We start from the raw sequence: 9,774 nt of genomic DNA, 5'->3' as shown, positions 1-9,774 counted from the left end.
CCACATACATGTGCTGCTTCAATGAACTCTTTACTACGCAAACTTAGTGTTTGACCACGTACAATACGTGCCATATCAAGCCAAGCAATGGCACCGATAGCAACGAAGATAAGTACAATATTACGACCGAAGAATGTAACTAGTACGATAACTAGGAACATAAATGGAACCGCGTACAAAATCTCTAGGATACGCATCATCACTCGGTCTGTACGACCACCAATGAAACCAGATGCAGCGCCGTAAAGCGTACCAATAAGTACTGCTACGAATGCGCCCATCACACCAACCATTAGCGAGATTCGGCCACCGATTAAAGTACGAACATATAAATCTCGTCCTAAACTATCAGTACCAAACCAGTGATCCACATTTGGACCAACGTGCATTGCGTACCAATCAGTATCATCGTATGCGTGCTGTGCCAGCATTGGCAGGAAGATAACCGCAAGTATCATGATAGTTAGGATAAATAGACTGATCATTGCAGCTTTATTACGCATAAAACGAATACGCGCGTCTTGCCACAAACTACGACCTTCAATTTCCAAGTTCTCAGAGAACTTTTCGATCGCTTCTAAATTTTCTTTTTTCTTCAACATAACCATGCGTCCCTGTTAGTAGCGAATTTTCGGGTCAATAAGCGCTAGTAAAATATCAACAATTGCGTTGAATAGAATGAATAAGAAACCAATCAAAATGGTTACACCCATTACTAACGAATAGTCACGGTTAAACGCGGCGTTAACAAACAGCTTACCGATACCTGGTAGGCCGAAGATGGTTTCAACAACAACTGAACCTGTGATGATACCTACGAATGCAGGGCCCATATAGGAAACAACAGGTAGCATTGCTGGCTTAAGTGCATGTTTAAGAACGATATAACGGTAGCTTAGGCCTTTTGCACGAGCAGTTCGGATAAAGTTACTGTTTAGGGTTTCGATCATACTACCGCGGGTGATACGAGCAAAAGTGGCTACGTACAAAAGAGACATCGCGATAACTGGTAGCACGATGTACGCAAAGGTACCGCCATGCCAACCACCTGCCGGGAATATATTCCAGTGCAGTGAGAAAAGGTAAATTAGAGCTGGTGCCAATACAAATGAGGGCATTACGACCCCAAGCATGGCAGTCGACATTATGGTGTAGTCGACCCATGTGTTGTGCTTCAATGCGGCGATGGTTCCGACCGATACCCCCATGATCAGGGTAAAGATAAAGGCGATGAAACCCACTTTCGCAGAAACAGGAAGAGCAACTGCAATCAACTCATTTACTGTGTAATCTTGGTATTTGAAAGAAGGACCAAAGTCACCTTGCAGGATATTGGTTAAGTACGTGGTGTACTGTTCAAATACAGGTTTATCTAGGCCGTATTTAGCTTCGATGTTAGCCATAACTTCTGGCGGTAATGGACGTTCGCTTGAAAACGGGTTACCCGGGGCGAAACGCATTAGAAAGAAAGATATAGTGATCAACACCAACATAGTTGGAATCGCTTCAAATATCCTTTTCATAATGAATTTAAGCATAAACTCACTCTTTCAGTCTGTGACAATTAAAATTAGAAAGACACTACATGCGCGCACTGCGCATGTAGGTCTGTATCATTATAGTTATATTAACTTTTTTGAATCGAAGCTCTTATTATTGAGCTTTGATGTATAGGTCTTTCGAGAAGATCTTATCTTCCGCGTTGTTTGTTGGGAAACCACCAACTTGCGGAGATAGAAGACGTGATTTCACGTATTGGTAGATAGGAGCGATAGGCATATCGTTCGCCATTAGCTTCTCCGCTTCAAGGTAAAGTGCTTCACGCTCTTCTGCTGAAGTAGAGTTAAGTGCTTTATCGATGATTTGGTCGTAAGCTGCGCTATCGTAGTGAACACCACCGGTAGTGTTGTTACTCTTCATTAGCGTTAGGAAAGACGACGCTTCGTTGTAGTCACCACACCAACCAGCACGTGCTACTTCGAAGTCACCAGAATCTTTAGAAGATAGGTAAGTTTTCCACTCTTGGTTTTCAAGCGTTACTTTAAGACCTAGTGTCTTCTTCCACATTGAACCTAGTGCTACAGCAATCTTCTTATGGTTTTCAGAAGTGTTGTAAAGTAGGTTGAAGTTAAGTGGGTTATCTCTGCCGTAACCAGCTTCTTCAAGAAGACGTGCCGCTTCAGCGTTACGCTCTTTTTGAGTCATCTTACCGTACTGAGGAAGCTCAGGATCGAAGCCCGCTGTAATCTCAGGAGTAAGGAAGTAAGCTGGTTTTTGACCTTGTGCTAGGATTGCGCCAGTCACGATGTCACGGTCGATTGCGTAAGAGATAGCCTTACGAACACGAACGTCATCAAATGGTGCTTTCTTAGTGTTAAAGATGTAGTAGTAAGTACACAGGTTACCCGCTACAGATACATCTTCCGCGTGTTCTTTCTTCAGGCGTTTGAAGTGCTCTGTTGGAAGTTCGTTTGTAAAGTCGATTTCACCAGATAAGAAACGGTTCATTTCCGCTACTTGGTTTTCGATTGGTAGGAACGTTACTTTGTTTAGAACAGTTTTATCGTTGTTCCAGTATTGGTCGTTACGCTTTAGAACTAGACGTTCGTTAACAACCCACTTATCAACAGCAAACGCGCCGTTACCTACAAAGTTACCCGGCTTAGTCCATTGGTCACCGAATTTTTCAACAGTTGCCTTATGTACTGGCTTCACTGTTGTGTGGCCCATCATCATTACGAAGTATGGTACCGCTGTTTCTAGCTCAACAACAAGTGTGTTTGCATCTACGGCTTTAACACCTAGCTCACTCTTGTCTTTCTTACCCGCTACGATGTCTTTCGCGTTCACCATTTTGGTATATTCCATGTACCAAGCATATGGAGAAGCTGTCGCAGGATCGACTGCACGTTTCCAGCTGTATACGAAATCTTCGGCTGTTACAGGATCGCCGTTAGACCATTTTGCGTCTTTACGTAGGTGGAAAGTGAATGTTTTGTTGTCTGTCGTTTCCCAGCTTTCAGCTACACCAGGAATTGTTTTGCCGTCTGCATCTTGATTCACTAGACCTTCTAGAAGATCGCGAATAACGTGAGATTCTGGTACACCTTGAGATTTATGAGGGTCAATTGTTGCTACTTCAGTACCGTTACCACGAACAAGTTCCTGAACTTTAGCCAATTTAGTACCAGCTGGAACGTCAGCCGCGATAGAAGTTGTAGAAGTGGCAGCCATTGCCAAACCAGCACCTAGAAGAAGGGCCTGAGTGATCTTATTCTTGTACATGTTTAAAACTCCAAGTTTTTTGTATTGCATCCATGACTTCTTTGCTCGGTTCACTGAACGGTAGTGATTTAGATTTATTTAGCCTAAAAAATAAGCATAAAAATCTAAAACCTTACAAAGATTGCGGCACACACTATCAATCATTGAAGTAATTTGCCATAAAGAACTGGCAAAAAATCGGATAATTCTCCGGAATATTCAATGTGTCAGTGTAAAACTCCAACAAAACCACAATATGTAGAGAGTTAAATAGAGGGTTTTATCAAAACCTAGCCGTAAGTGTTGATATATCTGTTTTGATACTTTTTATTAGCATCTTATGCTAGAACACGGCGTACAAATTAACATTAACGCCACATGAAATCTAATTGCACATCACATATCACCTAAAATCCTTACTTTATTTGTGAAGACTATCACTCAATGGAAAACAGCAGAAAAGACTGCACCACTACACATATTAAAGTAGCCTGAATTTCTATTCAGATTTGCTAACTATTCATTTACTCCTAACTAATGACTCTCCTTTTTACTAAACATCAGACACAAAAAAACCGACTACTAGAGTCGGTTTTAATAATTAATGGAACGTAATTTTTGGTCTGACTATCTCTATTTATCTAAATAGATGAATCAACAACCAAAGGTAATCTAGTTCTCACAAGACAGTAAAATAGAAAGTTACTTTTCCCAGCGTTCCGCAGCTTTAGCATCAGAGTCTCGAGATTCAACCCAGCGAGTCGATTCTGTTGTTCTTTCTTTCTTCCAAAATGGCGCTTTAGTTTTCAGAAAGTCCATCACAAACTCACACGCTTCAAATGCAGCACCGCGATGGGCACTTGATACGCCCACATAAACAATCTGGTCACCTATATCAAGGTCACCCACACGGTGAATCACTCGCATCTTCTGAATTGGCCAGCGAGCCTCAGCTTGGTCACAGATCTCGATAAGCGATTTCTCTGTCATGCCTGGGTAATGTTCTAGAGACAAACCAATGACATTATCACCAAGGTTCATGTCGCGAACCTTGCCTACGAAAGTGACAACGGCTCCTGAAGCGGTACCTTGAGCTAGATAGTCATACTCTTCACCTACTGAAAAATCTTCAGCGGTTACTAGCACTCTAGAGTCCACTGTTTTTGGATTCATGACTAGCCTCCAGTTACTGGCGGGAAGAAAGCAACTTCATCGCCATCTTTTACTTCAGTCGCTAGTGGCACAATAGATTGGTTAAGTGCAGCCAAAAGCTTGCCCTCTTCCAAAGCGATGTCCCATTTGCCTTCTTGAGCTACGAGGTGGCTGCGAATCGCTTCAATCGTCTTGAATTGCGAATCAACTTCAACACTATCAACACCAATAAGTTCACGAGTTTGAGCAAAGAAAAGTACAGTAATCATGAATCCGCCTTAAAGTGACCCGATTTTCCACCCGTCTTCTCTAACAGACGTACATTCTCGATAACAATGTCTTTCTGTACGGCTTTACACATATCGTAAATCGTTAGTGCGGCAACAGATGCAGCAGTCAAAGCTTCCATTTCTACGCCTGTTTTGCCAGCAAGCTTACATACTGATTCGATGCGAACCTTATTTTCAGACTCAATGGCTTCAAGCTGCACTTCCACTTTAGTAAGTAGAAGAGGATGACATAGTGGGATCAGGTCCCACGTCTTTTTCGCAGCTTGAATACCAGCAATACGTGCCGTTGCAAAAACATCACCCTTATGATGACTACCAGAAACAATCAGCTCTAGCGTCTCTGCAGACATTTGAACGAATGCTTCTGCTCTCGCTTCACGTACTGTCTCAGCTTTAGCCGATACATCGACCATGTTTGCTTCGCCAGACGCATTAATGTGTGTAAATTGGCTCATGCTAAACCACCTTATACAGAAAGGTGTGGCATGAAGTTACAAGGGCGGTGGCTAGCGTCCATCTGCTGTTTGATGATCTTAGTCCAACCCGTGCGGCATGCACCTGTAGAACCAGGCATCGCAAAAATAACCGTGTGGTTAGCAAAGCCAGCAATTGCACGAGATTGAATTGTCGAAGTACCAATTTCTTCGTAAGACACATGGCGGAACAACTCACCAAAGCCTTCAACTTGCTTATCAAATAAAGGGACAAGAGCTTCAGGAGTACTGTCACGTGAAGTAAAGCCTGTACCGCCAGTGATCATGATAGCTTGTACCGTTTCATCAGCTATCCACAGAGAAACAATAGCGCGGATCTTATACATATCGTCGATAACAATTTTCTTATCTGCAAGTACGTGCCCTGCTTCCTGTAGCTGCTCTGCTAGGTAGCCACCTGATGTATCATTTTCTTCGGTACGAGTATCTGAAACAGTAAGTACTGCAATGTTTGCTGGTTGGAATTTGCTTTCTGCGTGACCCATTTGTTCACCTATCAATCTGATTAATTTATTGAATCATTCGCACAAACAACGATCAAATGAGCCTGTGCGATAAAAATTTAGAGGGGTACTATCCGCCAATAGAGGCTAAGTGCGGTGTCATACCGCTGTTACCATCGTGGAGGAAGTGACTGACCGACTTTGTTTGCAGTTGAGCCTGAATTCGCTCAATAAGTTCAGCTTCTTGATCATCTTGTTGAAGCAAATCACGCAGTTCAACGCCATGATCGCCAAATAAACAAAGATGCAGCTTTCCTTTAGCGGAAACACGTAAACGGTTACAACTTTCACAAAAGTCTTTCTCATAAGGCATGATTAAGCCTATTTCACCCTTATAGTCAGGATGAACAAAAACTTGTGCTGGGCCGTCGTTAATGGCTTTAATTTTTAAAAGCCAGCCGTTTGCGATCAGTTGGTTGCGTATCGCTACGCCAGAGACATGATGCTTATCAAACAGATCATCCATTTCTCCTGTCTTCATCAATTCGATGAAGCGAAGCTGAATGGGTCTGTCCTTTATCCAGTTAAGAAATGCTGGTAACTCGTGACTGTTTAAGTCTTTCATTAGCACGACGTTAACTTTTACCTGCTCGTAACCCACCTCAAAAGCGCGATCAATACCACCCATCACCTCTTTGTATTTATTTTCACCTGTAATTTGGTGAAACATACGAGGGTCTAAGCTATCAACGCTAACATTAATATGAGTTAAACCAGCGTCTCGCCAATCGCCGACATGCTTTTCCATTCGGTAGCCATTGGTTGTCGTTGCTACTTTCTGAATACCTTTAGTACTCGCAACGGTATCAATAACCTCAAGGAAATCTTTGCGTAGGCTTGGCTCGCCACCAGTGATACGGATCTTATCTGTACCGCAGTCAGCGAACGCTGTTACGACACGTTTGATCTCTGGAACAGTTAAAAAAGACGAGTTTTTTTGACCTGAGGGTTTATAGCCATCAGGTAAGCAGTATGTACATTTGAAATTACAAACGTCTGTAATCGACAAGCGTAAGTAATAAAACTTACGTTGGAATTTATCTTCGAATTGTTGCGCCACGGAACACCTTTCCAAACACGGGAGGCATAATCATTTCCAATTAGGCCCTTGTGACAACATGTCACTGGCTCTTTATGCGTATCGGTACAGCCAAAAACCACTGTGCGACTTAGCATCCAAGAGCTCGGAGTTATGGCAACTACAGTGCATGATTACACTAGTAGTAGCTGAGTAATAAAATACTTAATAATTGTAAGTGAATCTAGCTCTAAAGTTAAAAAACCATACCAAACACTCAAATTAACACCTATTGAGTACCTGATAGCAACCAGTTACTCTAGATTGTAGTGAGTTATAAAAAATTAAGAACAGTATTCATGAGTATCTATTCGTCAAAAAAAGTCGTAGCAATTGGCGGTGGCCACGGTCTTGGCCGTATGTTGGCTGCACTCAAAGACTTTGGAAGTAACGCGACAGGTATTGTTGCAACGACAGATAATGGCGGCTCAACGGGCCGAATTCGAGATTGCCAAGGTGGAATAGCTTGGGGTGATACACGAAACTGCATTAATCAATTGATCACTAATCCTTCTATCAGTTCCATGATGTTTGAATATCGCTTCAAAGGGCAAGGTGAGCTTAACGGGCACAACTTAGGTAACTTGATGCTAACGGCACTCGACAACCTATCCGTTCGTCCACTAGAAGCGATCAATCTGATCCGCAATATGCTAAACGTCGATGTTAATATTGTACCCATGTCTGAGCACCCTTCAGATTTAGCGGCATTGTCATTTGATGGAAAGTGGGTCAATGGCGAAACCAACGTTGACGAAATGGAACAAGACCTTCGTCGTTTGGATTTGTCACCAGAAGTTCCAGCAACCAAAGAAGCTTTCTCCGCCATTGAAGAAGCCGATTGCATTATTCTTGGTCCGGGAAGCTTCCTTACCAGCATCATGCCCCCTCTGCTATTACCTGAAATTGGTCAAGCCATTGCTGACAATAAAAAAGCAAAAGTGGTGTTTATTGAAAACCTATCCCCGGAATATGGTCCTGCTGGCAGAATGTCTTTAAAAGAAAAGCTTGAATGGTGTGAACGATCTTGTCAGGCGAGAAAAATAGATATTGTTTTGGGCGACACGCCTCACCCAGAGTTAGCCTCTGAGTGGAACTGCGCCACAGTTGACCTAGCGTCACCAAACCGAGATTGGCGTCATGATCGCGCAAAGCTGCAACAAGCGATAGTAGACATTCTATAGTAGCTTCAAGAGAAGGAGGCTGAGGAGTATTATAGAATGCTCAACTCCTCCTTTATCCCAACTTGACCAACAAGCTTTGATATTCCGTCTCAGTCTCTCTTAGCAAACCTAAAATTGTTTCTAGGTCTTCCGCAACATTCACTAAGCCCGAATCTTTTGCTCTCGCATCAATATCAATCGCAAAGCCACATAATCTATCAGCACCAAAACTCGCCGCGCTACTTTTTAACGCATGACTCGTTTCTGCAAGATATTTAGGAATGTCGACCAATGTTCCCGAAGTTAGGGCATCAACATAGCTGTTAAGCTCTCCTAGAAAAATATTCAATAATACTGGAACGTTTTCCTGACCGATTTCTCCCGCTAGCTCGTCTATTTTTTGTTGATTTAAAATTTTCATCGCTTAAGCCTTATTCTCTTTGGCGTTCCAAGTCTGCAATTTTCGGTAAATCGTTGATGGACTCACATCTAAGAAGCCAGCCGCTCTTGGTATATTACCGTCACATGCCTTGATGGCTTGCTCAATCGCTGTCTTCTCTGTAATCCACAAAGGGAAAATATCTTTAACAGTAATCTGTTCATCAAGCTTAGCTTGTAATCGAAGACTATTTTCAAGAGGCTTATTCAACGGTGGGGGCAGCATACCCAATGAGATCTCTTTACCGTTATTCAATACAACAACGTTTCTCAAAACATTTTGCAGCTGGCGTACATTACCCGGCCACTCATATTGATTAAAGCGGTCTATTACTTCTTGAGAGAAACGGGCAAACGCTTTACCTTCTTCTACCGACATATAACCAAGCAGCGAATATGCGATTTCGATAACATCTTCACCACGTTCACGTAGAGGTGGTAAGTGTAGCGGGATTACATACAATCGGTAGTACAAGTCCTCTCTAAAACGCCCTTCTTGGACTTCTTTCCAAGGGTCGCGGTTAGTGGCACACACAAAGCGCACGTCAACACTCTTCATTTTGGAAGAACCGACCTTCTGGAAAGTACCAGTTTGAATAAAGCGCAGCAATTTGGTTTGAAGCTCAAGATCCATTTCACACAATTCATCAAGGAAAAGTGTTCCACCATTAGCCAATTCAGCAGCACCTTGTCGGTCTGTCGCAGCCCCAGTAAACGCCCCCTTAACGTGACCAAATAGCTCACTTTCTATCAAATCTTTTGGAATGGCGGCACAGTTAATCGCAATAAACGGTTTATCCCCTCGCTTACTCGCAGCATGAATCGCTTCTGCACACACTTCTTTACCMGTTCCACTTTCGCCCGTGATAAAAATACTGGCTTTGCTCGACGCTGCAGAATCAATCGTTCGATAAACTTGCTGCATAGTTTGGCTGCTACCAATAAAACCTTGGTAGTTTTGGCTTCCGGCATGTTCAGGACTATTTTTGAGTTTCGTCGCTTTACGAATTGCGTTATTGACAGTAATACGTAGGCGATCGGCTTCACATGGTTTAATCAAAAAGTCTTGAGACCCATGGCGCATCGCTTCAACAGCGGTGTCAATCGAACCATGTGCTGTCATGAAAATCACAGGCACTTCAGGGTATTTCTGTTTGACGGCAAATAACACGTCCATACCAGTCATATCAGGTAGGCGAAGATCAAGTAGGATAAGATCTGGGATTCTATGGTTTAGGCTTTCTATTGCCTCACGACCAGTACCGACAATATTTATATCAATTTCYAAAGGGGTTAGATAGGAACGGTACAGGGCAGCAACAGACGCTGTGTCCTCTACCATTAATAAATACTTCGACTTATTGTCTAATGTTTTTGATTGCATAACCTAGC

The 9,774-nt window shown here is 42.7% G+C and carries 11 protein-coding genes and 1 riboswitch; of the genes, 1 reads left to right on the top strand and 10 read right to left on the bottom strand.

The window, feature by feature from the left end:
• The 8 genes from L4C33_RS16200 to moaA all read right to left on the bottom strand — a co-directional run.
• A partial coding sequence (locus L4C33_RS16200; RefSeq protein WP_428813454.1) for an ABC transporter permease subunit occupies positions 1 to 602 on the bottom strand: 602 nt, incomplete at its 3' end.
• Positions 603 to 617: 15 nt separating this feature from the next.
• Positions 618 to 1,538 carry an oligopeptide ABC transporter permease OppB gene (gene oppB / locus L4C33_RS16195; protein ID WP_428813453.1) on the bottom strand — a complete coding sequence of 307 codons (921 nt, stop codon included), beginning with the start codon at positions 1,536 to 1,538 and terminating at the stop codon, positions 618 to 620.
• Positions 1,539 to 1,653: 115 nt separating this feature from the next.
• Positions 1,654 to 3,285 carry an ABC transporter substrate-binding protein gene (locus L4C33_RS16190; RefSeq protein WP_428813452.1) on the bottom strand — a complete coding sequence of 544 codons (1,632 nt, stop codon included), beginning with the start codon at positions 3,283 to 3,285 and terminating at the stop codon, positions 1,654 to 1,656.
• 681 nt (positions 3,286 to 3,966) lie between these two features.
• Entirely contained in the window at positions 3,967 to 4,437 is a 471-nt protein-coding gene (moaE, locus tag L4C33_RS16185; RefSeq protein ID WP_428813451.1) for a molybdopterin synthase catalytic subunit MoaE, read from the bottom strand.
• 2 nt (positions 4,438 to 4,439) lie between these two features.
• Positions 4,440 to 4,685 carry a molybdopterin synthase sulfur carrier subunit gene (gene moaD / locus L4C33_RS16180; RefSeq protein ID WP_428813450.1) on the bottom strand — a complete coding sequence of 82 codons (246 nt, stop codon included), beginning with the start codon at positions 4,683 to 4,685 and terminating at the stop codon, positions 4,440 to 4,442.
• Complete coding sequence (gene moaC / locus L4C33_RS16175; RefSeq protein ID WP_428813449.1) at positions 4,682 to 5,161, bottom strand: cyclic pyranopterin monophosphate synthase MoaC; 480 nt, start codon at positions 5,159 to 5,161, stop codon at positions 4,682 to 4,684. Before moaC ends, moaD begins: the two co-directional genes overlap by 4 nt.
• 11 nt (positions 5,162 to 5,172) lie before the next feature.
• Positions 5,173 to 5,685, bottom strand: coding sequence for a molybdenum cofactor biosynthesis protein B (gene moaB, locus L4C33_RS16170; protein ID WP_428813448.1), 513 nt, complete (start codon positions 5,683 to 5,685; stop codon positions 5,173 to 5,175).
• A gap of 88 nt (positions 5,686 to 5,773) precedes the next feature.
• Entirely contained in the window at positions 5,774 to 6,763 is a 990-nt protein-coding gene (moaA, locus tag L4C33_RS16165; RefSeq protein WP_428813447.1) for a GTP 3',8-cyclase MoaA, read from the bottom strand.
• Positions 6,752 to 6,905: riboswitch (molybdenum cofactor riboswitch) on the bottom strand. It overlaps the preceding gene by 12 nt.
• Positions 6,906 to 7,080: 175 nt before the next feature.
• Here moaA and L4C33_RS16160 point away from each other — a divergent pair.
• Positions 7,081 to 7,965 carry a YvcK family protein gene (locus L4C33_RS16160; RefSeq protein WP_428813446.1) on the top strand — a complete coding sequence of 295 codons (885 nt, stop codon included), beginning with the start codon at positions 7,081 to 7,083 and terminating at the stop codon, positions 7,963 to 7,965.
• A gap of 52 nt (positions 7,966 to 8,017) precedes the next feature.
• Here L4C33_RS16160 and luxU read toward each other — a convergent pair whose 3' ends face one another.
• Positions 8,018 to 8,365: a quorum-sensing phosphorelay protein LuxU gene (luxU, locus tag L4C33_RS16155; protein ID WP_428813445.1), complete on the bottom strand. Its 348-nt coding sequence runs from the start codon at positions 8,363 to 8,365 to the stop codon at positions 8,018 to 8,020.
• A 3-nt stretch (positions 8,366 to 8,368) separates the two neighbouring features.
• The gene (gene luxO, locus L4C33_RS16150) at positions 8,369 to 9,766 is read right to left on the bottom strand and encodes a quorum-sensing sigma-54 dependent transcriptional regulator LuxO (protein ID WP_428813444.1); all 1,398 of its coding nucleotides are present in this window, start codon (positions 9,764 to 9,766) and stop codon (positions 8,369 to 8,371) included.
• Between the last annotated feature and the right edge of the window lie 8 nt (positions 9,767 to 9,774).

This window comes from Vibrio makurazakiensis, from assembly GCF_050337375.1.
Taxonomy (GTDB): domain Bacteria; phylum Pseudomonadota; class Gammaproteobacteria; order Enterobacterales; family Vibrionaceae; genus Vibrio; species Vibrio makurazakiensis.
The sequence above is the reverse complement of the archived record's forward strand: the minus strand, read 5'-3'. Positions and strand labels throughout refer to the sequence as shown.

Bases quoted from the DNA above. Each gene is read 5' to 3' on its own strand.
- L4C33_RS16160 (WP_428813446.1), top strand. From the start codon at position 7,081: ATGAGTATCTATTCGTCAAAAAAAGTCGTAGCAATTGGCGGTGGCCAC.
- L4C33_RS16190 (WP_428813452.1), bottom strand. From the start codon at position 3,285: ATGTACAAGAATAAGATCACTCAGGCCCTTCTTCTAGGTGCTGGTTTG.
- luxU (WP_428813445.1), bottom strand. From the start codon at position 8,365: ATGAAAATTTTAAATCAACAAAAAATAGACGAGCTAGCGGGAGAAATC.
- moaD (WP_428813450.1), bottom strand. From the start codon at position 4,685: ATGATTACTGTACTTTTCTTTGCTCAAACTCGTGAACTTATTGGTGTT.
- moaC (WP_428813449.1), bottom strand. From the start codon at position 5,161: ATGAGCCAATTTACACACATTAATGCGTCTGGCGAAGCAAACATGGTC.
- moaB (WP_428813448.1), bottom strand. From the start codon at position 5,685: ATGGGTCACGCAGAAAGCAAATTCCAACCAGCAAACATTGCAGTACTT.
- moaE (WP_428813451.1), bottom strand. From the start codon at position 4,437: ATGAATCCAAAAACAGTGGACTCTAGAGTGCTAGTAACCGCTGAAGAT.
- oppB (WP_428813453.1), bottom strand. From the start codon at position 1,538: ATGCTTAAATTCATTATGAAAAGGATATTTGAAGCGATTCCAACTATG.